Origin of the sequence: Streptomyces cyaneochromogenes, assembly GCF_003963535.1 — a bacterium.
Taxonomy (GTDB): domain Bacteria; phylum Actinomycetota; class Actinomycetes; order Streptomycetales; family Streptomycetaceae; genus Streptomyces; species Streptomyces shaanxiensis.
The window spans coordinates 200,420-225,057 of sequence record NZ_CP034539.1; the positions used below are offsets into that span (position 1 = coordinate 200,420).

The following is a 24,638-nucleotide window of genomic DNA, read 5'->3' on the forward strand; positions in this document are numbered from 1 at the left end:
CGGACCGGCCAACATGTTCACGGCGAGTCGGGCGTACGGCTGCGCTGCCAACTGGGCACGTGCCAGACACTCCCCAGTCCGGGTCTGCACCGTAGACGGCCCCGAGCGGACTTACCGCTCACCGTTCGGGGCCATTTGGCCGCAGCGCTTCCCCTGAAGATCAGGGTGCCCAACAGCACGCACAGCTGTGAATTTGCGCAAACAGGCTTCTGGGACGGCGTGGGGCTCCTGGCGGACGGACGAGATCAGGCTCGCTGCCCAGGCATGAAGAGGCTTCCCTTGAGAGAGTCAGCCACTTCCCGGCATTTACGCGGGATAGATCGCGAGTTATGTCAGTTCTGGTCGACTTTAGTCAGAGTCGGTCAGAAATGAAGAGAGGCGGGTGTTCACGCCGTTGACGCTCGGCGGTGACGCGGGCTCGGGAGGTGCTGGACACGACGGGGATCCAGTGGGCCAAAGCCCAGATCCGGCAGGCCTCGCGCGCGGCTGTGACGAGTACCCCGGACGGGGTGCCGCTGGCCGCGCTGCCGTTGACGGGGCAGCTGGAGTACCCGCGCTCGCCGATGTCGCAGTTCCTGGCCCGGCACCTGCCGCGCACGGACCGGCTGGTCGCCTCCTACCTGCGCCAGTCACGTGGGTTTGCCCCGGCGGTGCAGCCGATGGACGAGCGGCGCCCCGACTATGCGGCCCTCGGACGCACCATCGACTACCGTCTCCGGCTCAGTCTCGGGTGCGGCCTGGGCGGCGCGGTCACGACCGGCGTGCGCCTTCTTGGCAGTACTGTCCCGATTCAGGGTGCTCCCCCGCCAGACGCGCGGCGAGCCCTGCATACGGCCGGCACCCGGCTGCACGCCCGGATCCAAGCCCACCTGGAGGGTGCGCCGCGGCTGGGAGAGGAGGAGCTGACCCGGCTGTGTCACGTGGCGGGGTTCTTTGAGGCCGTCTACCGCAACGGCGTGTTCTCCCGACGCCGGAACCTCCTCGCACACGCCGATGCGCGTACCACCCTCGCCCATCTGACCGCGGCGGTACCCACATACGTGGTCGAAGACATCGCCGAGCAGATGGAGCTCGCCGAGCGGCCCTTCACATCGCTGCGGCAACTACTGCCGGAAACAGCGGGTGTGCGGGCCGGTGTTCGCCGGCAGTGACGACCTGGGCGGCGCGGATCAGGACTTCATCCCGGCCCCCGTTCAAGACGGCGGCATCACCCCGTGCCGCCTGTGCTGCTGGGTACCGCGGCTGTGGCCACGGACAAAGATCGTCGGCGGTTGAGCGAAGCTCGGACACAGGCATCCGGTCCGGCGATGAGAACCGGCAAGTGTCGGCGCGTGGTCGATCTGGGTCGGGCCGGGGGTGCGGGAGCTCATGCCGACGTTGCGGGCGGCCGTAAGGTGTTCTGCCTGGGCACACATGGGGTTCTGGAAGATCCACCCACCGCTAAAGAGCTCCGCGCTGCACGACGAGTTGAGGCCGCCTGCAGGAGGAGTCTCGGAACTTCCTCACGTTGACGCGGGCCGCCCCTCCCGCTCACGACGCGAGAACCAATGCCTGGTGGTGGGAGGTCCGTCTCCACGTCTGCTGTGGGAGCGCGCGGGCAGCTTGGTGTTGGAGGCGATCCGCCGCTGTCTGTGGGCCGGTTCGGGCGGCGGATCCCGCGGTAGACGTAGGAGCTATGTCTACTGCCTATGTATCGTTGGTCGTCGAGAGCGGGACGTGCCCGCTGGGCGTCTCTGGCGGGGCGGGGGCCGGAGGTCCCAACTCTGTCAGGACTCGTCTATTTCTACCCGGTGTTGTCTTGGATCCGTCGTCACGTTGCCGTCGGCGTCGACCGTCTCCTCCGTCCAGCGGATGGTTGCTTCTCTGATGCCCCGGTCCCGTCCCCTTCGGCGTAGGTAGCCCTTGATCTGGTCGGCGGCCACGTCAATCGCGATCCCGACCGGGATAGTCAAAAGGAGAGACAGCAGCTCGCCGTTGCCTCGCGCTCCGCTCTCATCCTTTTCGCCATGTATGCCTATTGGACTCCGTTAGGTCTTCCTGTCGGCCCTGTTCGGGAGCACGTTGGGTGTGTGGACGCACATGAAGTGAACCGTGTTCGGGCGAAGTTGGCATTGTTCGTGGCGGACGTGTTCGCCTCGGTGCCGCGCAAGGACCAGCGGGCCAAGGGCGACTGCTATCTGCGTGGGCTGATGCTGGACGGCCGCCGCAAGTCCATCCAGGCCATGGCCTGTCGGTTGCCGGACGGCAACGAGCAGAACCTGCAGCAGTTCGTGAACCAGTCCACGTGGGATCCGGTGCCGGTGCAACGGAGGATCAACGAACGCATGCTGCCGTTGATCGACCCGACGGCCTGGGTGATCGACGACGTGTCGGTGCCCAAGGACGGGCGGATGTCGGTCGCCGTGGCCCCGCAGTACTGCGGCGCCTTGGGTAAGCGGGCGAACTGCCAGGTCGCGGTCAGCGTCCACGCCGCGAGCGATACCGCCTCCTGCCCGCTGCAGTGGCGCCTGTTCCTGCCCAAGGAGTGGGCCTCGGACACCGTCCGCCGCAGCCTCACCCGCATCCCGGCCAACGTCACGCACCGGGAGAAGTGGCGTCTGGCCCTGGACATGCTCGACACACTCGCCGGCTGGGGCATGACGCCGCCGGTCGTCGTGGCCGACGCCGCCTACGGAACCAACGCCCGGCTGCGGGCCGCACTGGCCGACCGCGCCATCGCTTACATGCTGGCCATCCGCGCCGATGTCATCGCCCACCCATTCGACGCCGAGCCCTTCGCTCCGGCCCGCAACGGGCCCGTCGGCTGCTGGCCGCAGCCCCGCTACCGAGATCCCGCGCCCTCGGTGGCAGCCCTTGCCGCCGGCCTCGGTGCCACGGCATTCACCTCTGTCACCTGGCGCAACGGCTCGCGAGGTGAGTTACGCTCCCGCTTCGCCGCAGTGCGCGTGCGGCCCGCGGGCAAGGCTGTCGAGCGTCCGATCAAGGCCACCGCCTCCGCCGAACAAGGCTGGTGGGACGGGATCTTGCCCGACTGCTGGCTGCTGATCGAATGGCCCGCCGATGCCGAGGCACCCACCGACTACTGGCTGTCCAGCCTGCCGGACGACGCACCGATCACCGACCTGGTCCGTCTGGCCAAGGTCCGCTGGCGCATCGAGCACGACTACCGCGAGCTCAAGCACGGCCTGGGACTTGATCACTTCGAGGGCCGATCATGGCCGGGCTGGCACCACCACGTCACCCTCGTGACCGCCGCCCACGCCTTCCTGACCGAACAGCGCCTGGCCCCAAAAGTGCCCGCACCGGACTCACCCTCTACCAAGTCCTCGACACCCTCCAGAACATCCTGAGGTGCTGGACCGGAATCTGCACCACCTGCCAACAGCCCCTGCCCAGCAGGACACACACAACGCCAAGATCGAGACAGACCTAACGGAGTCCTACTAGTACTCCAGCCGCAGATCGTGATCTTGCGAGTAGGGGCGCCCTGCAGGGGTAGGTGCGGCCACCGTTGATCATCTCGACGAGATCGGCCGGACTGTCAGGGAGGCCGTTCTTTCTCCGCCTACTTGAGCCCGCCGAGACGGAGGGCGTCCCTCATGTCGCTGAGCTTCGCAGCCGTCGCTGGGGTCCACTCCATCTCCTGTTCGCTGAGACGGAGAGCATCCTCAATCGCACTGAGCTTCGCGGAGGACAGGACGCCCGCCTGCTCGATCAGGTCGCCCCGGGACATTGTGGTCAGCCATGTGCAAGGGGTGAAGCCTGGATGCGAGAAGGCGAACCGCAGCACGCCTTCAAAGGGCAGTCCTTCCGTAGCTCCTACTGCCACTTCGACGCCCAGACCGCTGATGTCGACGTCAGCCGGAGCGACGACCTGCATCGCCCGGAACCCGCGCGCCTCGTCTCCCGACAGGAGTACGACCGGCCGCCGCTCGTCGAACTCGACCCACCAGATCTCGCCTCGTTGCACATGTCCTCCTGGCCCGGGACGGCGGGCGAACCCCGCACGCTCGCGACCGAAGCACGGAAATGGTGCAGCCCCGTCTCCGGACGCTGTGACTGTTTGAAGGACACTAACCTGCGTCGCCAGGCCGGCCGCCCACTACCTGGCCAACGATCCTGATCTTTGGTGGGGGCTGCCGTGGGAACGCGTGCGGCCACCGCTGATCATCAGTGTGTGAAGACAGAAGATCATGCAGTGGCCGCAGGTCACAGCGTAGCGCCTGCCGGTTGGCGGGAAGTGTTCGAGGGCCTGATGGGTCGGATCGCGAGCCGGTTCGCGCGGGTCGAACCCCGCCGTCGGGTGCGGCAGTTGATACTCAGGCTGCTGGCGGACCTGCCGCGCAAGAACTGCTGGACGATCGCCGAGCATGGTCGCGCCCGCCACAGCCACTACCGCCGCCAAGCCGCCCAGCCATGAAGATCACGATCTACGGCTGGAGTACCAGAGTCAGCCAGCGCCTGCTCCCTTACATCAGTAAGTTCCGTCCCAGCAGGGCGTGCGTTTGCCTACGATCAGCACGCCTGGCGTCAGCGGAATACCGCAGCTCTCGAATACCGACGCTTCACCAGTGCGCCCAGACCACGTCCGCAGTGGTGATCGGCGGTGTCACCGGCTCGTTGAAGGATCAGCTCACCCTCTTGCTGGGCCGCTACGACGAAGCCGGCGGCCTGCGGATGGTCGCTCGCGCCACCCCTGTGACGACCGCGGTCCGGCGCGATGTGGGCCAGCGTCTGACACCCACAGAATCCGAACGCCCCTGGCACGGGCGGTATTTCAGCGCTGGCTGGGGATGCCGCGACATCGACGGGGAAGTCCGCGGGTCTGGGCGGAATTTCGTGACGGTCACGATCGCGTAGTCCTTGGCCTCTGTGAACGGCCATCCCGATAGGGATCACGAACGCACTTCCGTGGCTCTCCGGTTCCGCCGGCGCAACAGCGCACGCTCAGGGCCGTCCGACAGATGCAGTCATGGCCCGTCGGTGTCGGTCAGTAGCCGATGGTGAAGCGACGTTGGACGAAGCGCGGCAGTTCTGCCTCGTCGACAAGGGCGACGGCGGAGTCCTCCATGGAGATACGGCTGCGCCCTTCCGCGTCGAGTACCGGCTGGTCGCCACCGATGCGGAACCGGCCCGTACGTTCGCCGGGTGCGATGTCCTCCGCAGGGCTGAAGTAGGTCCACAGCCGGTTGGAGGTACGCAGCACATTCAGGGCGTCGCGGTGACCGCGCACCGCGGCGGCGTACTCCCTCGGCAGGCCGATCGCGTCGAGGGTTTCGTGCAGAAGTTCGTCGGAGTCGGCCCGTACGACTCCGGGCTCGATCTCCAGGCTGCCGGCACCGCCTATGACGATGAGCCGGGTTCGCGGGTGGCTTTCCAGCGCCTTGAGGAGGGCTCGCGCGGCGGTGACGTACACCGTGGGGTCGGCGATCGAGCGGACGACGGTGTCGGCGATGTCCCTGGCGGCGTTTCCGGGCTGGAACCCGCTGATCAGTACGTCGAGGCCGGGTATGACGGCGGCGACGGCGTCGGCGTCCAGGACGTCGACGCTCTTCCAGACGACGTTCTTGCGGTCCTCGTCGATCCGCGTGGCGTCACGGCTGAAAGCCGTGACGTGATGACCCCGGTCGAGGGCTTCGCTGACGACGCGACTGCCGATACCGCCTGTGGCCCCGATGACTCCGATGTGCATGGCTCTCCCTGGGTGGTTGCTGGTGCCGTGCCGACAGAATTCACAGCGTACATAAACTATACGGCGTGAAGTATTTATACAGCACATAGTACTGTGACGCTGTACAGTTGCCAGTCATGGAGAGCGTGGGAAACACCAAGGGGCGCCGCGAGCGACTGAGGTCCGAGACGACCGCAGAGATCAAGAAGGTCGCGCTGGAGTTGATGGCTTCGGGGGGACCGGACGCGATCACACTGCGGGCCATCGCACGCGAGATGGGCATGACGGCCAACGCCATCTACGGCTACTTTGCCACCCGCGACGACCTGGTCACCACGCTGATCAACAACGTCTACACCTCGCTGGCCGACACCGTGGATGCCGCCTGGGACGCCGCCCCCGCTCAGGATCCGGCCGTCCGGATCCAGGCATGGGCCCGCGCCTTCAGGGACTGGGCGCTGGCCAACCCCGAGGGCTTCCGCCTCATCTACGGCGACCCCGTCCCCGGCTACCGGCCGCCCGAGGGGGGCGCCGCTCCGGAAGCCGCCCGCCGTGTCTGCACCGGCATTACCGCACTCGCGGCCGCGGCCTGGCCGCACGCTGAACTCCGTTACTCGGACGGCGACTTCGAGTGGTCCGACTTCGACCTTGGCCTGCTGGACAAGGTCCGCCCGGCCTTCCCCGATCTGCCCCCGGCCGCCGTGGCCCTCGCCCTGCGCATCTGGAGCCACCTGCACGGCCTTGTGTCGCTGGAGATCTACGGCCACCTGCAGACCCAGGCCCTCAGCCCGGAAAAGCTCTTCCGCGAAGAACTGGCCCAGCTCATCCGCTCCTTGGACATCCCACCGCAGAGCTGACTGCCTTACGCAAGCGACACGGCTACAGGACCGCTGACTCGCCTCCGCGGGACAGGCAACTACCGCCGGGGCATCAATCCCGCGAGCGTGCGCGCCGCTGCTGGGGGTACTTCCCCCGTGGAATCGCAGGATGCTCAAGCTGCCGTCGATGAGGGAGTACTCGATGCTCGGCAGCGTCGTGCTTGGCTGCGGGAATGCCCTGGCCATGGGGGTTCTGTCCGCTGATGGGGGCTCCGAAATCGGGTCTGGGCGGAATTTCGTGGCGCTCACGATCGCAGCAGGACGCGGGTGCGGAGTAGCCGGAAGGAGCCTCGCCCGTACATCTGCCGCTTGATCGTCTTGAACGGTTGACGTGCCCCTTCGACGACTCCGGAGTCGCGCGTCATGCCGGCGAGGACGGCGTCCCAGTCCTGGCGGAGGAAGCCGGCGAAGCCCCGCGCGGGTCCGGGCCCGTTGGTCCCGGCCTCGCGGACCCAGTCAGCGAGGAGATGCCCTCGCTGCCGGTCGCGGGCCAGGCCGACGAAGATTCGCCGCAGCTTTCTTGACCGGCTGCTTCTTCGCCGTCGTCTTCTTGGCGGCGGTCCTCTTCTTCGGCGGCTCGTGCACCTCGGCTGGCGCCTCGCCGCGTGAGGCCTTCGCCTTCGCTTTGGCCACTGACTTGTTGAGGGCGGCCATCAGGTCGAACACCTTGCCGGCCTCCTGGCCGGGTTCGGGTGCCTCGGGCAGGGGCTTGTCCTCACGCTTGGTGTCGATGACCTCGGCCAGCGCATCGGTGTACGTGTCCTGGAAGTCCGGGCTCTCGAGGTCGTCGCGGCTCATGGAGTCCATGAGCGCGAGCGCGCCCTCGATCTCGTCGTCGGTCAGCTCAGCTCCACCGGCGACGGCAGCAGCTCGGCGGGGTCGCGGATTTCGTCTGGCCAGCGCATCGTATGAAGCACGATCACGTCGCCCATCACCCGCAGCAGGCCCAGACGCTCGCGACCCGACCATGCGTACTTCGCGACCGCCACTCTCGACGACCTCTCCAAGGCCTGGCTCAGCAGCTTGTACGGCTTCCCCGCAACCTGCCCGTTCGGCTGCAGGTGGTAGCCCTCGGCGATACGGATCGGGTCGATCGAGTCGAGCGGCATGAAGGCCTCGATCTCGATCGCCTTCGCCGTCGGTAGCGCCAGATTGCTCAACTCATCGTCAGTGATCGCGACGACCTGGTCTTTCGCGTACTCGTAGCCTTGCCGATCTCCGATTGGGCGCCCTCCCGGCCGTCCAGCTCGCACACCTTGCGTACCCGCGCCCGGCCGCCATCCGCCAGGTGGTACTGGTGAAACTGGATGCCGGGGTTCTCCGTAGCTGACTGGACGTCCACAGGAACGGTCACTGGACCGAAGCTGATCGCGCCGCTCCAGATCGTTCGGGGCATGGCAGACCTCCGCGACTACCCCGAGCAGCACCAGCCCACGGCGTCACGGGCGCCCCTCATACGCGAGCACACCGAAGACCAGCCCCGCCGCATGAGAACCCATCTTTGAACCGGCCCTCCGGGCCCTCCGAAGCAGTGCCGCTCCGCCGGCCAGATCGCCCGCAGCGTCATGGGCTTTCTCGTTACTCCGCAGCGCGCGGCCGATGAGTTTGTGGCCCCCGGCCGGTCCAAGCTCATGACACCTAGGAAAGGACACCGCGATGTCGGAGCTTCTCGTCGACTTCATCACCTCCCTCGATGGCCACGCATCGGCAGAGGGATGGCCCGGGTTCTGGGGCCTCGAGGGCCCGGAGTACCTCGCATGGCTCGGCAAACAGCCCGAGGCCACCTACCTGATGGGAGCGAACACCTACCGCCTGATGTCGGGCTTCGCCGCAGGCGAGGTCCCAGATGGCCAAGACGAGTTCAGGCCCGAAGAAGAGGCGTCCGTCGACGAGCTCACCCAAGCGTCCAAGGTGGTGTTCTCCTCCTCACTCGAGGAGCCACTGACGTGGGCCAACTCCACGCTCGTCCGCGACGACGCCGTCGAGACGGTCCGCGCCATGAAGTCGAAGGGCTCGGGGCTCCTCAGCACGATCGGCAGCCTCAGCCTGTGCCGGTCCCTGCTACGAGCCGGACTCGTCGACCGCTTCCGGGTCGTGATGTTCCCGGTGATCACCGGGGCCACGGGCGAAGAACGCATCTACGACGGCTATCCGGACGTTGCCCTCGAGATGATCGAGCACCGCACTTTCGACGGCCGCATCCAGCTGGTCGAGTACAAGCCCCGCGTGCTCGAGCACCCGCCGCTCGGCGGCCCTGCGTGACGTCGCCCCGCCGGCGCCGGTCTGGACGGCCGCCAGACCGGCGCCGGCGGGCGCGGAGCAAGACCTAACAGGGCCGGGCCCATCGCTCGACGACGGGTGAACGAGCACAAAGCTCCTGGCAGCGACGGATGATCTTGATCAAGAGCCCGTTGCCGCCAGGAGCTTCACCTTTCCGAACCGCCTCCTTGCGCCAACGCCCCAACCACACCATCAGGCTGGAAGGAGGTCACCGACTGGCGGTCGGACTGCAGGTATCAGAGGGAGGCGCTGACGCTGACGTGGCTGTACTGGCCGGCGGCGCCCAGCACCTCGTTCTTGACGGCGTCGAGCTGGGCCAGGACATCCGTGCTGGTGACCGCCGCGGGGCCGGCGACGAGACTGGCGTGCGGGTTCAGGCCGCCGGAGACGTCATCGAGCGCGGCGTCGGAGATCTCAACGGTCTGAACCTGGGGAGCGGAGTTCATAAGGAAATTCCCTTTCGTATGGATGATCCACAAGGGGGGCGGCCCCGCTGGGGACAGCAAGCGGGCCTCGACCGCAGGTGCGCGACACCCGTTTCCGGAGACTGTCGCGCGGCTCCCGCGGTGCAGAGGATCAAAGCACGGAGCACACCGGGCGACCAATCAACCTGAGCACGCATCCAAGGAGTTGAACGAACGGGCTGCGCATCCATGGAGAACTACGCACGACTTGGAGGCAGCTTCTCTACATCCCACACGACATCGGGACGCGACTGAGATGGTCGCCGGGCTCCCGAACCGGACACTCGGCACCAAACAGAACGGCATCCGGCATGCCCTTATGCGGACGCGCCGCGCCCCGTGACGCGGCTGCGCATCCGATGTGCAGATTCACTGAAGCCGGGAGACCACTCCACCTCGGACACTGACTGCTGCCAACCGATTGCAGACCGTGAGACCGACTCAGGTCCGGTTGCGGTGAGCGCGGTGAGGACAGGGTGTGTTGTCCGGTCGTCCAGAGAGACGATGGAGACCGAAGCGCCTGCAGACCAAGGCAGGTCCCGCTCCAGCCGGGCCGCGGATGGCTCACGTGACGCCGGCCGGCGGAAGGAGTGCCTGCGATGAGCGAAGCAGAACAGCCGCCAGACGTCGGCTGGGCGGATGTCCCCCGGCCGGAGGGCGAGTCGTCGCAGCCGAGCGGGCTGATGGACCTCCTCGGTGTCGCGGCGGTGCTGCTGGACGCAGAGGGACGGGTGGTCCTGTGGAGCCCGCAGGCCGAGGAGCTGTACGGCTACCTGGCCGAGGAGGCGCTCGGGCAGTACGCGGCACACCTGCTCGTAAACGAAGAACACCGGGACTGGGTGATCAAAAAGTTCGCCGAGGTCATGGAAACCGGCCGGAGCTGGGCCGGCACGTTCCCCATCCGGTGCAAGGACGGCAGCACCCGGCCGGTGGAGCTACGCAACATGCGGCTGCTCAACGACCGCGGCGAGTTCTACGCCCTCGGCCTGGGCACCGACTCACCGACCCTGCGCGAGCTGCAGCGGGACATCGCCCTGTCCACCCGGCTGATCTCCCAGTCCCCCATCGGGATCGCGATCCTCGACCCCGATCTGCGGTACGTGGCCGTCAACCCCGCCCTGGAGCGGATGCACGGCATCCCCGAGGCAGAGCACCTCGGTCGCCACTACCGCGACATCATGAAAGCCACGAAGTTCGAGGTGCCCGAGGCCGCGATGCGGCAGGTCCTGACCACCGGGATCCCCCTGGTCGACCAGTCCACCATCGTCGGCCGCACGCCGGCGGACCCGGGACGCAAGCACGCCTGGTCGATCTCGCTGTACCGGCTGGAGGACCCGCAAGGCCGGGTACTCGGGGTGGCCGACATCGTGGTGGAGGTCACCGAGCGCTACCAGGCGGCCATGGAAGCCACCGAGACACGGCGGCGCCTGGCCGTGATCGCCGACGGCTCGGCCCGCATCGGCACCAGTCTGGAGATCGACCAGACAGCCCGGGAACTGGCCGAGGTCACCGTTCCCGACTTCGCCGACCTGGTCACCGTCGACGTACTCGACTCCATCGTCGACGAGCACCGCCCCGCCACCAGAGACGGTCCGACGCTCTTCCGTGCCCTCGCGGTGAAGGCCGCATACCCCACCGAGGCCGTCCACGCCGCCGATCCTCCAGGCCAGATCGCCGCCTACGACGCCGACCGGCTGGCCACCCGGTGCGTCCGTACCGGCCGGCCCGTCCTCATCCGCCACGCCGACGGCAACCACCTGACCAGCATCGCCCGCGACGAGCACGCCGCCACGTTGCTGGCCCGCGCCGGCGTGCACTCCTACCTGGCCGTCCCGCTCACCGCCCGCGGCACCGTCCTCGGCTTCCTGGGCCTCGCCCGTGCCCGCGATCCACGGCCCTTCGACGAGGACGACCTCGCCATCGCCACCGAGCTGGCCTTCCGCGCAGCGGTGTGCATCGACAACGCCCGCGCGCACCAGAGCGTGCGCAACGCCGCCGAGACCCTGCAGCGCAGCCTGCTCCCCGACCACCCGCCCGACCTGCCCGGCCTGCAGGTCGCCTCCCGCTACCTGCCCGCCCAGGCCGCCTACGAAATCGGCGGCGACTGGTACGACGTCCTGCCACTGGGCGGCGACAGGACAGCGCTGGTCGTGGGCGACGTCATGGGCAGCGGGATCGACGCCGCCGCCACCATGGGCCGCCTGCGCACCGCCACCACCGCCTTCGCCCGCCTCGACCTCGACCCCGCCCAGGTTCTTGAACATCTGGACGCGATCACCTCCGAGCTGGAGCAGTACATCGCCACCAGCGTCTACGCCGCCTACGACCCCCAAAACGCCGAGTGCCGCATCGCCAACGCCGGTCATCTGCCCCCCGTCCTCATCCGCCGCGGAAAGCCTCCCCGATTGCTCGAACTGCCCACCGGCACACCCCTCGGCGTCGGCGGCATCCCCTTCGAAACCACCACCGTCGGCTTCGGTCCCGGTGACCAGTTGGTCCTGTACACCGACGGACTGGTCGAGACCCGCCACCACCCCATCGACGAACGCCTCGATGCCCTCCTCCGCCTCCTCGACGCCCCCGACTCCCCTCTTGAAGAAACCTGCGACCGGCTCCTTCACGGCCTACGACACCCCGACAACCACGACGATGTCGCCCTGCTGATCGCCCGCGCCCTGCCCAGCACGCCGCATCGCGGAGACCGCCACCCACAACGGGCACTGAGACGCCTCTGAGACGATCGCGTCCCGCGAAGTGGCGCAGCGATGTGGAGTTCACGACGCCGCAGGTCGCCTGTGTCAGCAAGGTCAGCGCCCGGGCAGGGCTCCGCTCAGCCATCGCACGGCAACATGATCGCGCTCGCAACGTCCGCTTGACATGGGAGGATTCGGACCGCGACCACCGCGACATGTCGCCGACTCAGTGCATGGTCAACCGCGCGCTCTCTGAACCGTTCCGGGTTCGGCAGGGATGGTATGCCCCGGTTCTGATGGAGTCGGATTGCTGGACAATTGACGATCCAGCAGCTGCCGGAGGCCGTGATGCCCCGCAGCTATCCGCCAGAGTTCCGCCGCAAGGTCCTCGATCTCGTCGCATCCGGAAGACCGGAAGAAGGGTCGCCGAGGTTCCCCAATTCCTCGACATCAGCGACCAGACGATCCGTGTCTGGCGTCGCCAACATCGCATCGATACCGGGCAGTTGCCCGGCACGACCAGCAGCGACCAGCACGAACTCCGCACCCCACCGGTAGCGTGAAACCAAGCAACTCGACTCCACCCAACTCGGGGCAGTCCGGAGTCTCGATCAAACCCGGAGCGGTTCAGACCGCTCCGGGGCGGATTGCGAGACTCGCTGCGCGCGGTGGCTGTCCGGCTCCCGCCGCGCCATGATCCGGATTCACGGCGCGAGCAGCGACTGTTCGATCCACACGGTCTTGCTCTCACGGGTGTAGCGGGTACCCCAGAAGGGGTCCGCCGGGTGGGCGAGCGCCGTGCGCAGCCGTTGCGGGCCCGTGTCGACGTCCAGGTGGCGGTCGCCGATGAGTCCGTTGGTGTAGAGCGTGAGCAAGCTGCCCTCGGCCAGTTCGATCTCCCGGGTTTCGAACGGCAGACCGCCCAGGTCGAGCGGTGGACCGGGAGGCAGGTCGAGCACGGCTGCCTGTCCGTCCGGGGTGGTCACGACCCGTAGCGGGTGACCGGCCCGCGTCACGGCGCATTGCCGGGAGACGGGGTCGTAGACGGCGTACAGGCAGGTGGCGCCCACCATCTGCTCGCCCATGGGCCGTTCGCCGGCTGTCTCTTGTTCGGCGGCAAGGAGATTGACCAGGTCGTCCAGCCGGGAAAGGACCTCGTCCGCTTCGACGTCGAGGGTGGCGAGGTGTGCACGGCGGTACGCAGTCGGCCCGTCGTGGCAGCGGCGTGCAGTCCGTGACCGACCGCGTCGCCGACCACGAGCGCGGCCCTGGCCCCGGACAACGGGATGACGTCGAACCAGTCACCGCCGGGACCGGTGGCCGTAGTGGCCGGGAGATGGCGTGGGGCCACTTCGAGGGCCGGCTGGTGCGAACGCTCCTCGGCAGAAGGGTGCGTTGCAGGGTGGACGCGGTCTGGTGCTGTTGGGTGAAGCGTCGAGCGTTGTCGATGCTGACGGCGGCACGCAAGGCGCGTTCCAGGGCCGGAGTGAGATCGTCGGCCTCGAACGGCTCGGGGTGCCGCGATCGCCACAGACTCATCATGCCCAGCACCAGGCCGCGCGCGGCCAGTGGCACGACGATCAGCGAATGTGCCGAGAGGTCCGGTGCATGCTCGCCCCGGCGCGGCTCTGCCAGGAACCACTCGGGCGAAATGACCGGTTCGAGGAGGGGCCGCCCGTCGGCCAGGCAGCTGGCCTGGGGGGGCGCCGGGTGCGAGCTGCACCGGTTCGCCTTCCGGTTGCGGCTTGTCGGGCTGCTGGGACCCGACGCAGGCACCGGTTGCGACTGTTACGTGGTCGGCCAGGTGGGGGACCATGACATCCGCGAGTTGGCAAGCCGTCTGCCGCACGTCGAGCGTCGATCCGATGCGGGCGCCGGCCTGGTCGAGGAGCGCCGACCCGCCCTGCCACCCACGCCACAGGGCCGGGCCCACCCCCTTGTCCCTGCCGTGGGGCCGCCCGAGCGGCGACGCCGCCAAGGCGCCGCACGGCGCGGCCTCCGTGCCGGAACAGCCCGTCACGTCAAGCTCGACGGGACGATCCCGTAGCGCCGCATCTTGCGGTACATCGTGGCGCGGGAGATCCCGAGGTCCTGCGCGGTCCGCTGGACGTTGGAGTTGCGGTCCATCAGTCCACGCAGAATGGCGTCGCGTTCCAGCGCCTCGATGGTGGTGAGCACCTTGTTCGACGACGCCCGGCATTCGGGCGGCAGCTCCTCCGCGTGGATCATCCGGCCCGAAGGACGCCGCGCCAGGCCCCGGATCACCGACTCCAGCTGCCGGACGTTTTCCGGCCAGGGGCATCGCTGCAGCATGGTCAGCGCATCCGGGGAGAACCCGCTCTCACCGCTCGGCCGGTACTTGCGCAGGAAGAACCGCGCCAGGTGCTCGGCGTCCCCGAAGCGATGGCGCAGGGCAGGCACCTCCACCAAGGCGCCGCAGAGCTGGTCGAGCCCGTCGTCGGCGCTGACCATCGACGGCTGGCTGGTCATGACCAGTTGCCCGGTCGCGCCGCCGTCCCGTCGCACCAGCAGGTTCGTGAGCCGATGCCGCAGGTGGTCGCCCAGCAGGTGCACGTCGCGCAGGAGGAGCACGTTGGACGGCACGACGAGCAGCTCTTCGATGTCGTGCAGCCAGCGCTCGGTGACGGCAGGTGAATCCGACAGTGGCGCTTCCCGTATCTCCAGCCGACGTCCGGCGCCATGGGCCCGGTGCATGGCCTCGACCAGTGTCCTCTTGCCGACGCCGGCTTCGCCCAGGAGATGGAGCCATGTCCCGGCGACGAAAGCCGTTTCACTGTCGGCGACCGCACGCAGCCAGTGCGGGGACGAGCCCACCAGTCCCAGGTTGGAGCGGTCGGGCGGGGCGGACACCACAGAGCTGGGCTGGGCCCGTCCGATCAGCCGGACTCGGAAGACGGCGCCGGCGTCGCTGTCCTCGCGCCGGCAGCGACTGACCCTGAGTTCGGCGACCCGCCCCGAGGGCAGGGCGATGCTACGGGTCCCCTCCAGCCGGGGATGGTCTGCGATCTCACGGGCGTGGTCGAGCAGCGCATAGTGATCGGGCCCGGTCACGGCGGCACTGAGCTGCTCGTTCATCATGACGAGATCACGGTTGAGTGCCAGCACGGGTCCTGGGCGCGCCGAGGAGCACGCCTCCATGTAGTCCTGGAAGAGAGCCCGCTCGCGCCGCGAGGTGATCGCCGCGATCTCGGCCTCGATCTGGGCCGCGACCGAGCGGGCGAAGGCCATCAGCATGCCGTCGGAGCCCTGACGGATGGTGGTGAGGTTGAACGCTCCCAACAGCGTGCTCCGGGTGGGATGCAGGATCGGCACGGCCGCGCAGTGGAACTCCCGCAGCTCTTCGACGTAGTGCTGCCTCCCGGCGATCACGACCGGGCGGCCGCTGGCCAGCGCGGTGCCGATGCCGTTGGTGCCCACGTAGCGCTCGGCGAACACATGCCCCGGGGCCAGACGCACGCGGTTGAGGTGCGTCGTCAGGCCGTCGTGGGACACCTTCCGGGACAGCACGACGCCGTTCCGGTCCGTGATCATCGTGGATACCGGGTCGTCGGCGAGCTGTTCGTGCAGCGTGTCCAGAATGGGCAGCGCCGCCCTGGCCAGGGGGCTGTCCAGATTGGGGTTGTCCAAATAGGGAGCGTCGAGGCTGCCGGACTCCACCTTGTACTCGATGGAACGTTGCCATGAGGCGACCACGAGCGGCCGGGCGCTCGGATCGTTGGTGGCCTCCAGATAGAGCTCTCTGGCTGCTCTCAGTGAGTTCCCGGGTTGGTGTCGGGGCATTTAACACTCCCGTGCGGCGCGCGTCACATTCCTCGGTGCAGTGATTGGAACAGCTCGGCGGCATCGCGCCTACCGCGTGTATCACATTGAGACATCCGCGGACGGATTCTGAGACATCGACCTGCGAACGGCGGCCTGTGTAATCGGCGCACCCCCCACCCGCCGCATCTCAGGGAGCCGCCATGAAAGCCGTGCAGGTCATCGAGTACGACGAGCCGCCCGTGCTCGTGGACGTGCCGGACCCGCAGATCACCAGCCCGCTCGATGTGATCGTGAAGATCGGGGGCGCCGGAGTCTGCCGGACCGATCTGCACATCCTCGAAGGACAGTGGAAGGAGAAGAGCGGGGTCGCCCTCCCGTACACGATCGGTCACGAGAACGCCGGCTGGGTCGCGGAGGTCGGGGAGGCCGTCACCAACGTCGAGGTGGGTGACCCGGTCATCCTGCACCCGCTGGTGACCTGCGGTCTGTGCCGCGCCTGCCGGGCCGGCGACGACGTGCACTGCATGAACTCGGCCTTCCCCGGCATCGACGCCGACGGGGGCTACGCCGAGTACCTCAGGACCAGCGCCCGCTCGGTCGTGCCTCTCGCCCCGTCCCTGGAGCCGGCCTCGGTGGCGGCCCTGGCCGACGCCGGGCTCACGGCGTACCACGCCGCCGCCAAGGCGGCCCGGGCACTGTGGCCCGGCGACAAGGCCGTGGTCATCGGCGCCGGCGGACTCGGACACATCGGCATCCAGGTGCTGCGGGCCCTGTCACCGGCCGAGATGATCGTCATCGACCGCAGCCCCGAGGCCCTCGCCCTGGCCAAGGAACTCGGCGCCGACCACGCGCTCCTCGCGGACGGCAGCGAAGCCGACCGCGTACGGGACCTCACGGCGGGACACGGGGCGGAGGCCGTCCTGGACTTCGTCGGTGAGGGCGGCGCCGTCGAGACGGGCGTGGCCTGCCTGCGCCGCAACGGCAACTACTACGTCATCGGCTACGGCGGCCACCTCCACGTGCCGACGATCGACGTCATCTCCACGGAGATCAACTTCATCGGCAACCTCGTGGGGTCCTACAACGACCTCTCCGAGCTGATGGTCCTGGCGGCCCGCGGCAAGGTCGCCCTTCACACCCAGCGCTACCCCCTCGCCTCCTTCCGGCAGGCCCTCGACGACCTGCACGCCGGCGCCGTACGCGGCCGAGCGATCTTGATCCCCTGACACCCGCAGGAGAAGCCCCATGCGCAGCAGACCGTACAAGGGCCTGGTCGCCGTAGCGGCCGTAGCCGCCCTGACCGCCACCGCGTGCACCGCCCAGAACGAGGCACAGCACAAGCCCAAGGAAAAGGCCGCGCTCTTCAAGCCCGGCTCGGAGATCAGCTACCAGAAGTACGGCAGGAACTACCCGGCGACGAAGGTCAAGGACGTCCCCGGCCGCTGCAGCTACGAGTCGATCAGCCGCAAGGACTACTCGGGACAGACGCTGAAGATCATCAGCCATGCCGTCCCGGTCATCGGTGAGCCGACGCAGCTGCATGCCAAGCAGTTCGAGGAGATCACCGGCGGCAAGGTCGAGGTGGTCAACGTCCCCTTCGGCGAGCTGCACCAGAAGATCCTCACGCCCCTCCAGGCGGGCCAGCCTGCGTACGACGTGATGTTCTACCCGTCCCTGTGGATCGGTGACATGGCCCCGTACCTGGCGCCGGTGCCGGAGAACTACCTGAACACCACCGGCATGCAGGACGTCACCGCGGCCTACATGGACGTGGCGACCTGGGACGGGAAGGTCGTGCAGTATCCGGTGGATGGTGACCGGCACTACCTCAAGGTCCGCACCGACGTGCTGAAGGATGCCAAGTGGCAGGCGGAGTACAGGAAGACCACGGGCAAGGAGCTTCAGGTCCCCAGAACGTGGGCCGAGTACCAGCAGACAGCCAAGTTCTTCAGCGACAAGGACCTCGACGGCGACGGCAAGCCGAACTACGGCAGTGCCGAGGTGACCAAACGCGATGACCTGACGTTCTCCGCGTTCATCAGCCGGGCGGCGCCGTACGTGAAGAATCCGGACGTCGAGGGCGGTGTCTTCTTCGACCTCGAGACCATGAAGCCGCTGATCAACACGCCCGGCTTCGTCCGCGCCCTGGAGGACATGGTCAAGGCCAAGGCCACCTGGGCACCCGGCGGCGCCAACTTCGGCCTGGGAGACGAGATCTTCTCCTTCGGAGGCGGCCAGACGTTGATGTCCTACTCCTGGGACGACGCCTTCATCCAGGCCCAGCAGCCGGACAGCAAGATCCGCAACATGGTTGAGGCGGCGCCCTTGCCGGGCTCCACGGAGGTCTACAACCGCACCACGAAGTCGTGGGACAAGAAGGCCAACCGGGCGGCCTACTTCACCTGGGGATGGACCTCCGCGGTGACCAAGGCGTCCAGCCACCAGGAGATGGCCTTCGACTACCTGTGCTTCTTCAGCAACGAGGCCAACACCGCTCTCGACCTGACCATCGGACGTTTCGGCATCAACCCCTATCGCATCGCCCACTTCGACCCGGAGTTCTGGGAGGAGCAGGGCTGGGACGAGGACGTCGCCAAGGCATACGTGAACACGCTCTCCGGCATGGAAGAGAACCCCAACCGCGTCTTCGACCTGCGGGTCCCCGGCGTCAACCAGTACATGTCCGCGCTGGCCAACGGAGTCGCCGCGGCGCTGGCGGGCCAGGAGTCCCCGCAGCGGGCACTGGACGGCGTGGCCGGCGAATGGGCCAAGATCACCGACCAGATCGGCAAGGACAAGGTCCAAAGCGCCTATCGCAACGTGGTCGCGCTCGAGGACGAGTCCTGATCCGAACGCAGGGCGCCCCGGATGGCCGGACCGCACCGGCCGGCCACCCGGGGATTCCCGCTCCCTTCCGCAAGGAGAACCATGGACGGCCTGCGCCGGCACAAGAGCATGTTCCTGCTGCCGGGACTGCTCACGCTCTTTCTGATCATCATTTTCCCGCTGCTGTTCACCATCCGCGTCAGCTTCTCCGGCTGGAACGTCAGCAACCCTCAGATGGACTTCATCGGAGGGGCCAACTACACCGCGATGCTGGACGACAGCCGCTACTGGGCCTCCATCACCCGGCTGATCCTGCTGGCGGGCGGCACGGTCCTGATCCAGTACCTCATCGGGTTCGGCATGGCTCTGCTGGTCTGGCGCGAGGTACTCGGCCGCAGATTCTGGCGGGTGCTCTTTCTCGTCCCCATGATGACCACGCCCGTGGTGATGGCCGCCATCTGGCAGACGATCTTCCATGAGTCGCTGGGGCCGGTGAACGATTCGCTGGGGATGCTGGGCCTGTCGGAAATTCCCTGGCTCACCGAGTCCGGACCGGCCCTGTTCGCGCTGAAGACCGTCGAGGTCTGGCAGTGGACCCCCTTCATGTTCCTGTTGCTGCTGGCCGGCCTGCTCAGCCTTCCCAAGGAACCGTTCATGGCCGCCGCGATCGACGGCGCCGGTACCTGGCGCACCTTCTGGAAGGTGACCTTCCCGCTGATGGCACCGGTCTCGGTCGCGGCGGTCATCATCCGACTGATCGAGGCGTCCAAGCTCTCCGACAGCGTCTACGTCCTGACATCCGGCGGGCCGGGGTCCTCCACGGAGACACCGGGTTACTACCTCTACATCCAGGGGCTCCGCGATCAGCAGACCGGCTACAGCGGGGCGATGTCCCTGACCTACCTCGTCCTGATGATCGTCACGCTCACGGTCGTCGCCGCCCTGCTCACCAGGGCCCTCAAGTTGAAGGGGGACTCATGAGGTCGCGCCTTTATCCCGTATTCAAGTACACCGTGATCGCCCTGTGGGCCTGCTTCGTCGCGGGACCGTTCTTCTGGGCGATGACGACCAGCTTCAAGAACGCCAATGCCGTCCAGGGCGGCCCCACTTACCTCCCCTGGGCGCAGTACGAGCCCACCCTCACCGGCTGGCGCAACATCTTCGGCGGAGCCGGCGGCATCGATGTCATCGACCCCTTCATCAACAGTGCCATCGTCACCATCGCCGCGTCCGCCATCAGCCTGGCGCTGGGGTCCCTGGCCGCCTATGCGCTGTCCCGGTACCGGTTCAGGCTGGGCTTCATCAAGAACAGCGACATCGTCTTCTTCTTCGTCTCCCAACGGATCATGCCGCCCGTCGTCCTGGTGATCCCCTTCTTCTACCTCCTGCAATGGGGTGGCCTCCTGGACACCATCCCCGGCCTGGTCATCGTGACGGTCGCGCTGCTGCTGCCGATCGCGGTCTGGGTGATGGTGGACTTCTTCAACGGCATCCCCCGGGAGATCGACGAGATGGCGATGCTGGACGGCTGCCCCCCGTTCCAGACCTTCGTACGGGCGATCCTGCCGAACTCCCTGCCCGGGCTGACCGTGGCGGCGATGTTCTGCGCCGTGTTCGGCTGGAACGACTTCTTCTTCGCCTTCCGGCTCACCTTCACCGAGGTCCAGACCCTGCCTCAGGCGGTCGTCGCCCTCAACTCCTCCATTCCACCGTGGTGGACGCTGTCCGCCGCCGCGCTCTTCGGCGTGGCACCGCTGATCCTGCTCGCCCTGTGGGTGGAGCGCCTACTGTCCAAGGGGAACCTGTCGGGAGCGGTCCGATGAATCTCAGCGCCACTGATCTGTGCCTGACCGTCGACGGCGTCGACCACCTCAAGAACGTGACCGCCACCTTCCGGCCGGGACGGCTCCACACCGTCATCGGCAGGACGATGGCAGGGAAGACGACGCTGCTGCGGGCCCTGGCCGGCCTGCAGAAAGTGGACTCCGGCTCGCTGACCCGGGCAGGGGCCGACTTCCTGAAGACGCCGGTGTGGCGGCGCGACACCGCCATGGTCTACCAGCAGTTCATCAACTATCCGCATCTCAATGTGTTCGACAACGTGGCTTTCCCGCTGAAGCGGGCCGGGCTGTCACGGGACGAGATCCGACGACGGGTACGGCAGAGCCTGGCGAGCGTGGGGCTCGCGGACTTCGAGAAGCGCAAGCCCTCCCAGCTCTCCGGCGGCCAGCAGCAGCGCGTCGCAATGGCTCGCTCCCTGGCCCGCGGTACCGGCATCCTCCTGCTCGACGAGCCACTGGCGAACCTGGACTACAAGTTGCGCGAACAGTTGCGCGACGAGTTCAAGACCCTCTTCTCGGAGCAGGGCGACACGATAGTGGTCTACACGACGACCGAACCCGCCGAGGCGATGATGCTCGGGGACGTGGTCCTGGTCATGCACGAGGGACGGATCCTCCAGAGCGGCACCCCGCAGGAGGTCTTCGAACGCCCGGCGACCACCACGGTGGCGTCCATCATCAACGACCCGCCCATGAACATCTTCGCGGGCCGGCTGGCGGGCGGCCAGGTCACGGTGGCCGGCTTCCAGGCCACGCACGCCTCCGCGCACCTGGCCGACCTGCCCGACGGTTCCTACCGGTTCGGCCTGCGCGCCACCGACGTCAGCCTGGCTTCCAGCGGTGTCGAGGGCCAGGTCACCTTCGTCGAGATCTCCGGCTCCGAGACCTTCGTCCATGTGGTCGTCGGCAAGACCCCCTTCGTCGTACAGATCGAGGGCATCCACGACGTCGCCCTCGGCGACGTGGTCAGACTCCGGCTCCGTCCCGACCGGCTGTTCGCCTTCGACGAGCAGGGGGCGCTCATGCGGACACCGTCCTACGATCTCGCTTCAGTGGAAGGCCGTTGACATGGCGCAGTTGGACATCATCGACGTCGGACACACATACGCGCCGGGCGCCGAGGAGGAGCGGTGGGCTCTCAAGCCGCTGAAGCTGACCTTCGAGTCCGGCAGGACGTATGCGCTGGTCGGGCCCTCGGGATGCGGCAAGACGACGCTGCTGAACATTCTGTCCGGCCTCGTCAGACCATCCCGGGGGCGGGTGCTGTTCGACGGCGTCGACGTCACCGCCCTGCCCACAAAGGCGCGCAACATCGCCCAGGTCTTCCAGTTCCCCGTCATCTACAAGTCGATGACGGTCTACGACAACCTCGCCTTCCCCCTGCAGTGCCGACGCCAGGACAAGGCGAGGATCGACGCCAAGGTCCGGCAGGTCGCCGAGGCCCTGGACCTGCACGACCGGCTGCGGCAACCCGCTCGCGGGCTCACCGCCGACGACAAGCAGCTGATCTCACTCGGCCGCGGCCTCGTCCGTGACGACGTGGCGGCCGTCCTGATGGACGAGCCGCTCACCGTGATCGACCCGCAGCTGAAGCACTCGCTGCGACGCAAGATCCGAGAGATCACGGAGCAGTTCCGGCCCACGGTGATCTATGTGACGCACGACCAGTACGAGGCGATGAGCTTCGCGCAGGAACTGCTCGTCATGAAGGACGGCCGTGCTGTGCAGCAAGGCACCCCTGAGCAGCTGTTCGAGGCACCGTCCTCCACCTACGTCGGCTACTTCATCGGCTCACCGGCGATGAACTTCCTGACCGTGGACCGCAATGACGGGCCCTTCACGCTGGGCGGCCGGCCGCTGTCCGTCGCCTGGGACATCCCCCGCCGCACAACCGAGGTCCGAGTCGGCGTCCGGCCCGAGTACGTCAAGGTCGTCACGGACCCCGGCCCCAACACCTTCCCCGGCCGGCTGCGGGGCGTCAGTGACCACGGCGCGCAGCGCGTGCTCGACATCGAGGTCGCGGGGCAACCCGTCAGGGCCAAGACGCCGCGGGAGGAAGGAGTTCCGGTCGGCGAGGAGGTCCTCGTGCACCTGCCGCGCGCCAAGGTCCTTCCGTACGCGGACGGTAAGTTGGTACTCCGTTCGTAACGATCCGTCCGCCATCACCGCGACACGCTGGGTGTCGCGAAGTCCCCAAGCCAGCACCGGCAAGGCCGTTCGTACGATCCTTTCGCCATGAGTCCCGATGGCGCGACCGGAACGCGAGCAAGGCCCGCCTGCCCATGGATCGGTTCGTCGTCCTGCCGGTGCAGGACGACGCCGTCAAGCCGTACGCCACGCCCGTTGTGATGCAGGGTGCACAGTCATCAGCAAAGGAATCCCGTGATCTTCATTACCGCCAAGTTCCGAGTCCGACCCGAGCACGCCGACCGCTGGCCCGAGATCACCGCTGACTTCACCGGGGCGACGCGCGCCGAGCCCGGCTGCCTGTGGTTCGACTGGTCGCGCAGCGTGGACGAGCCGACGGAGTACGTCCTGGTCGAGGCCTTCCGCGACGACGAGGCCGGGGTCGCGCATGTACAGTCCGCGCACTTCAAGGCTGCGCAGCAGACGCTGCCACCCCATCTGATCGAGACGCCGCGCATTGTGAACGCGACGATTCCGCAGGAGGATTGGTCGCTCCTTGGGGAGATGGCGGTCCCAGGACAGGAATAGCACCCTGCCCAAGCATCAGGGAGAGACAGAGAGACGGGCCGTGGTCCAGCACGCAACCCAGAGAGGGCGGGCAGTGTCCACGTCACAGCCCCTGCCTTCCACCCAGCCCGCCCGTCGGCAAACCGAGTACGCGTACGCACCCGACTACCGGCCCGACCACAGCAGGTCAGCGCACTACAGCTCCTCGCCGAGGGCTGTGGCCGAGCTCCTGGCGCACGTCCAGGCAGCGCAGCCGGACACCGGGCTGCCCGGATCCCGTGTCGTACGGTCTGATGTTGCGGCCGCCCTCCGTCCGCAACGGGTCTCACCGAACCCGGCGGTGCCGCCGGTACGGCCGAGGGATCTGAACCAGTCCCGGGAATCAGGCCGCGACGAGCTCCTGCTCGCGGTCCGGCGTCTTGACCTTGGACTTCTTGTTCGGCAGCGAGAGCCGGACGACCTTGCGCCACGCGGAGAACACTTGCTTGGGCAGCGGCCCGGTGACGTACTCCAGCTCGTACTTCTCGAACAGCGCGCGCACCTTCACCGCGACCTCGGCGTACCGGTTGCTCGGCAGGTCCGGGAACAGGTGGTGCTCGATCTGGTGCGAGAGGTTGCCGGTCATGAAGTGCATGGCCTTGCTGCCGCTGATGTTCGCCGAGCCCATCATCTGGCGCAGGTACCACTGGCCGCGCGTCTCGCCCTTGATCGACCGGCGCTCGAAGACCTGCACGCCCTCGGGGAAGTGCCCGCACATGATCACCGAGTGGGACCAGAGGTTGCGGACCAGGTTCGCGGTGAAGGTGGCGGCGAGCGTGGGGAGGAACGAGGGGCCGGACAGCAGCGGGTGGATCACGTAGTCCTTGAGCACCTGCTTGCGGATCTTGCGGCCCACGGCCTTGGCCCGCGCGCGGAACTCCGGGTTGTTGCGGCGGCGCTTGTGCAGGTTCTTGCCGAGTTCCAGGTCGTACGCTGCGATGCCGTACTCGAAGAAGCAGGCGTTGATGAAGTTCCACAGCGGCTGGCCGAGGTGGAACGGGTGCCACTTCTGGTCCTCGTCGACGCGCATGATGCCGTAGCCGAGGTCGTTGTCCTTGCCGATCACGTTGGTGTACGTGTGGTGCAGCTCGTTGTGGGAGTGCTTCCACTGGTCGGCCGGCGAGACGTGGTCCCACTCCCAGGTGGTGGAGTGGATCTTCGGGTCCCGCATCCAGTCCCACTGGCCGTGCAGGATGTTGTGGCCGATCTCCATGTTGTCCATGATCTTCGCCACGGACAGCCCGGCGGTGCCGATCAGCCACGCGGGCGGGAAGATCGAGAACAGCAGCACGCCCCTGCTGACCAGCTCGAGCTTGCGCTGCGCCGAGATGACCTTGCGGATGTAGGCGGCGTCTTTCTCGCCGCGGCTTGCGATCACCTCGTCGCGGATCGCGTCCAGCTCGCGGCCGAGCTCCTCGATCTGCTCCGCGGTCAGGTGGGCGGTGGGGTCGATGGCGGTCAAGGTGCTC

At 67.5% G+C, this 24,638-nt stretch carries 22 protein-coding genes and 1 pseudogene; 14 read left to right on the forward strand and 9 right to left on the reverse strand.

The annotated features are described in order from the left end of the window. Positions 1 to 425 precede the first annotated feature (425 nt). The gene (locus EJ357_RS00765; protein ID WP_126387623.1) at positions 426 to 1,151 is read left to right on the forward strand and encodes a hypothetical protein; all 726 of its coding nucleotides are present in this window, start codon (positions 426 to 428) and stop codon (positions 1,149 to 1,151) included. Between the two features lie 918 nt (positions 1,152 to 2,069). Next, positions 2,070 to 3,350 carry an IS701 family transposase gene (locus EJ357_RS00770; RefSeq protein ID WP_126387625.1) on the forward strand — a complete coding sequence of 427 codons (1,281 nt, stop codon included), beginning with the start codon at positions 2,070 to 2,072 and terminating at the stop codon, positions 3,348 to 3,350. A 215-nt stretch (positions 3,351 to 3,565) separates the two neighbouring features. Here EJ357_RS00770 and EJ357_RS00775 read toward each other — a convergent pair whose 3' ends face one another. Further along, positions 3,566 to 3,970, reverse strand: a complete 405-nt coding sequence (locus EJ357_RS00775; protein ID WP_126387627.1) for a type II toxin-antitoxin system PemK/MazF family toxin — start codon at positions 3,968 to 3,970, stop codon at positions 3,566 to 3,568. 207 nt (positions 3,971 to 4,177) lie between these two features. On the opposite strand from EJ357_RS00775, the gene EJ357_RS00780 reads away from it, so the two are divergent. After that, positions 4,178 to 4,420 carry a hypothetical protein gene (locus EJ357_RS00780; RefSeq protein ID WP_456114844.1) on the forward strand — a complete coding sequence of 81 codons (243 nt, stop codon included), beginning with the start codon at positions 4,178 to 4,180 and terminating at the stop codon, positions 4,418 to 4,420. A 173-nt stretch (positions 4,421 to 4,593) separates the two neighbouring features. Then, complete coding sequence (locus EJ357_RS00785) at positions 4,594 to 4,860, forward strand: hypothetical protein (protein WP_126387629.1); 267 nt, start codon at positions 4,594 to 4,596, stop codon at positions 4,858 to 4,860. 130 nt (positions 4,861 to 4,990) lie between these two features. Here the strand turns inward: EJ357_RS00785 and EJ357_RS00790 are convergent, their stop codons facing one another. After that, positions 4,991 to 5,692 carry an NAD(P)-dependent oxidoreductase gene (locus EJ357_RS00790; RefSeq protein ID WP_126387631.1) on the reverse strand — a complete coding sequence of 234 codons (702 nt, stop codon included), beginning with the start codon at positions 5,690 to 5,692 and terminating at the stop codon, positions 4,991 to 4,993. A gap of 116 nt (positions 5,693 to 5,808) precedes the next feature. Here EJ357_RS00790 and EJ357_RS00795 point away from each other — a divergent pair, with 116 nt between their 5' ends. Then, complete coding sequence (locus tag EJ357_RS00795) at positions 5,809 to 6,528, forward strand: TetR/AcrR family transcriptional regulator (RefSeq protein ID WP_126387633.1); 720 nt, start codon at positions 5,809 to 5,811, stop codon at positions 6,526 to 6,528. A gap of 266 nt (positions 6,529 to 6,794) precedes the next feature. Here the strand turns inward: EJ357_RS00795 and EJ357_RS00800 are convergent, their stop codons facing one another. The 3 genes from EJ357_RS00800 to EJ357_RS50430 are packed head-to-tail and all read right to left on the reverse strand — an operon-like array spanning position 6,795 to position 7,709. Continuing rightward, positions 6,795 to 7,064, reverse strand: coding sequence for a transposase (locus EJ357_RS00800; protein ID WP_126399048.1), 270 nt, complete (start codon positions 7,062 to 7,064; stop codon positions 6,795 to 6,797). Continuing rightward, a complete protein-coding gene (locus EJ357_RS50425) occupies positions 7,006 to 7,356 on the reverse strand; it encodes a hypothetical protein (RefSeq protein WP_323377769.1) in 351 nt (116 codons plus the stop codon). The genes EJ357_RS00800 and EJ357_RS50425 overlap by 59 nt, the downstream gene beginning before the upstream one ends. A 32-nt stretch (positions 7,357 to 7,388) precedes the next feature. Then, positions 7,389 to 7,709, reverse strand: a complete 321-nt coding sequence (locus EJ357_RS50430) for a Ku protein (RefSeq protein WP_323377771.1) — start codon at positions 7,707 to 7,709, stop codon at positions 7,389 to 7,391. Between the two features lie 496 nt (positions 7,710 to 8,205). Here EJ357_RS50430 and EJ357_RS00810 point away from each other — a divergent pair, with 496 nt between their 5' ends. Beyond that, positions 8,206 to 8,811: a dihydrofolate reductase family protein gene (locus tag EJ357_RS00810; RefSeq protein ID WP_126387635.1), complete on the forward strand. Its 606-nt coding sequence runs from the start codon at positions 8,206 to 8,208 to the stop codon at positions 8,809 to 8,811. A 254-nt stretch (positions 8,812 to 9,065) separates the two neighbouring features. Here the strand turns inward: EJ357_RS00810 and EJ357_RS00815 are convergent, their stop codons facing one another. Continuing rightward, positions 9,066 to 9,275, reverse strand: a complete 210-nt coding sequence (locus EJ357_RS00815; protein ID WP_126387637.1) for a hypothetical protein — start codon at positions 9,273 to 9,275, stop codon at positions 9,066 to 9,068. Between the two features lie 617 nt (positions 9,276 to 9,892). On the opposite strand from EJ357_RS00815, the gene EJ357_RS00820 reads away from it, so the two are divergent. Continuing rightward, entirely contained in the window at positions 9,893 to 12,028 is a 2,136-nt protein-coding gene (locus tag EJ357_RS00820) for a SpoIIE family protein phosphatase (RefSeq protein WP_126387639.1), read from the forward strand. Between the two features lie 662 nt (positions 12,029 to 12,690). Here the strand turns inward: EJ357_RS00820 and EJ357_RS00825 are convergent. Together EJ357_RS00825 and EJ357_RS00830 are read right to left on the reverse strand one after the other, a co-directional pair. Then, a pseudogene (locus tag EJ357_RS00825) lies at positions 12,691 to 13,802 on the reverse strand (PP2C family protein-serine/threonine phosphatase). A 200-nt stretch (positions 13,803 to 14,002) separates the two neighbouring features. Then, the gene (locus tag EJ357_RS00830) at positions 14,003 to 15,787 is read right to left on the reverse strand and encodes a sigma-54-dependent Fis family transcriptional regulator (RefSeq protein ID WP_126387641.1); all 1,785 of its coding nucleotides are present in this window, start codon (positions 15,785 to 15,787) and stop codon (positions 14,003 to 14,005) included. 182 nt (positions 15,788 to 15,969) lie between these two features. On the opposite strand from EJ357_RS00830, the gene EJ357_RS00835 reads away from it, so the two are divergent. From EJ357_RS00835 to EJ357_RS00865, 7 genes are all read left to right on the forward strand, one after another. Continuing rightward, on the forward strand, positions 15,970 to 16,995 hold the full coding sequence (locus EJ357_RS00835; RefSeq protein WP_126387643.1) for an NAD(P)-dependent alcohol dehydrogenase: 1,026 nt from the start codon (positions 15,970 to 15,972) through the stop codon (positions 16,993 to 16,995). Between the two features lie 19 nt (positions 16,996 to 17,014). Continuing rightward, on the forward strand, positions 17,015 to 18,616 hold the full coding sequence (locus EJ357_RS00840; protein WP_126387645.1) for an ABC transporter substrate-binding protein: 1,602 nt from the start codon (positions 17,015 to 17,017) through the stop codon (positions 18,614 to 18,616). A gap of 81 nt (positions 18,617 to 18,697) precedes the next feature. Continuing rightward, on the forward strand, positions 18,698 to 19,576 hold the full coding sequence (locus EJ357_RS00845) for a carbohydrate ABC transporter permease (RefSeq protein ID WP_126387647.1): 879 nt from the start codon (positions 18,698 to 18,700) through the stop codon (positions 19,574 to 19,576). Next, entirely contained in the window at positions 19,573 to 20,418 is an 846-nt protein-coding gene (locus EJ357_RS00850) for a carbohydrate ABC transporter permease (RefSeq protein WP_126387649.1), read from the forward strand. Before EJ357_RS00845 ends, EJ357_RS00850 begins: the two co-directional genes overlap by 4 nt. Further along, positions 20,415 to 21,503: an ABC transporter ATP-binding protein gene (locus tag EJ357_RS00855; RefSeq protein ID WP_126387651.1), complete on the forward strand. Its 1,089-nt coding sequence runs from the start codon at positions 20,415 to 20,417 to the stop codon at positions 21,501 to 21,503. Before EJ357_RS00850 ends, EJ357_RS00855 begins: the two co-directional genes overlap by 4 nt. A 1-nt stretch (position 21,504) precedes the next feature. After that, the gene (locus tag EJ357_RS00860) at positions 21,505 to 22,584 is read left to right on the forward strand and encodes an ABC transporter ATP-binding protein (protein ID WP_126387653.1); all 1,080 of its coding nucleotides are present in this window, start codon (positions 21,505 to 21,507) and stop codon (positions 22,582 to 22,584) included. A gap of 234 nt (positions 22,585 to 22,818) precedes the next feature. Continuing rightward, positions 22,819 to 23,151, forward strand: coding sequence for a putative quinol monooxygenase (locus EJ357_RS00865; protein WP_126387655.1), 333 nt, complete (start codon positions 22,819 to 22,821; stop codon positions 23,149 to 23,151). 361 nt (positions 23,152 to 23,512) lie between these two features. Here the strand turns inward: EJ357_RS00865 and EJ357_RS00870 are convergent, their stop codons facing one another. Beyond that, positions 23,513 to 24,631 carry a fatty acid desaturase family protein gene (locus EJ357_RS00870; protein ID WP_126387657.1) on the reverse strand — a complete coding sequence of 373 codons (1,119 nt, stop codon included), beginning with the start codon at positions 24,629 to 24,631 and terminating at the stop codon, positions 23,513 to 23,515. Positions 24,632 to 24,638: the final 7 nt, after the last annotated feature.

Excerpts from the sequence above, each read along its gene's own strand:
- EJ357_RS00840 (WP_126387645.1), top strand. The coding sequence starts at position 17,015 with ATGCGCAGCAGACCGTACAAGGGCCTGGTCGCCGTAGCGGCCGTAGCC.
- EJ357_RS00860 (WP_126387653.1), top strand. The coding sequence starts at position 21,505 with ATGGCGCAGTTGGACATCATCGACGTCGGACACACATACGCGCCGGGC.
- EJ357_RS00835 (WP_126387643.1), top strand. The coding sequence starts at position 15,970 with ATGAAAGCCGTGCAGGTCATCGAGTACGACGAGCCGCCCGTGCTCGTG.
- EJ357_RS00850 (WP_126387649.1), top strand. The coding sequence starts at position 19,573 with ATGAGGTCGCGCCTTTATCCCGTATTCAAGTACACCGTGATCGCCCTG.
- EJ357_RS00810 (WP_126387635.1), top strand. The coding sequence starts at position 8,206 with ATGTCGGAGCTTCTCGTCGACTTCATCACCTCCCTCGATGGCCACGCA.
- EJ357_RS00815 (WP_126387637.1), bottom strand. The coding sequence starts at position 9,275 with ATGAACTCCGCTCCCCAGGTTCAGACCGTTGAGATCTCCGACGCCGCG.
- EJ357_RS00795 (WP_126387633.1), top strand. The coding sequence starts at position 5,809 with ATGGAGAGCGTGGGAAACACCAAGGGGCGCCGCGAGCGACTGAGGTCC.
- EJ357_RS00845 (WP_126387647.1), top strand. The coding sequence starts at position 18,698 with ATGGACGGCCTGCGCCGGCACAAGAGCATGTTCCTGCTGCCGGGACTG.
- EJ357_RS00830 (WP_126387641.1), bottom strand. The coding sequence starts at position 15,787 with ATGCCCCGACACCAACCCGGGAACTCACTGAGAGCAGCCAGAGAGCTC.
- EJ357_RS00790 (WP_126387631.1), bottom strand. The coding sequence starts at position 5,692 with ATGCACATCGGAGTCATCGGGGCCACAGGCGGTATCGGCAGTCGCGTC.
- EJ357_RS00855 (WP_126387651.1), top strand. The coding sequence starts at position 20,415 with ATGAATCTCAGCGCCACTGATCTGTGCCTGACCGTCGACGGCGTCGAC.
- EJ357_RS50425 (WP_323377769.1), bottom strand. The coding sequence starts at position 7,356 with ATGGACTCCATGAGCCGCGACGACCTCGAGAGCCCGGACTTCCAGGAC.
- EJ357_RS00820 (WP_126387639.1), top strand. The coding sequence starts at position 9,893 with ATGAGCGAAGCAGAACAGCCGCCAGACGTCGGCTGGGCGGATGTCCCC.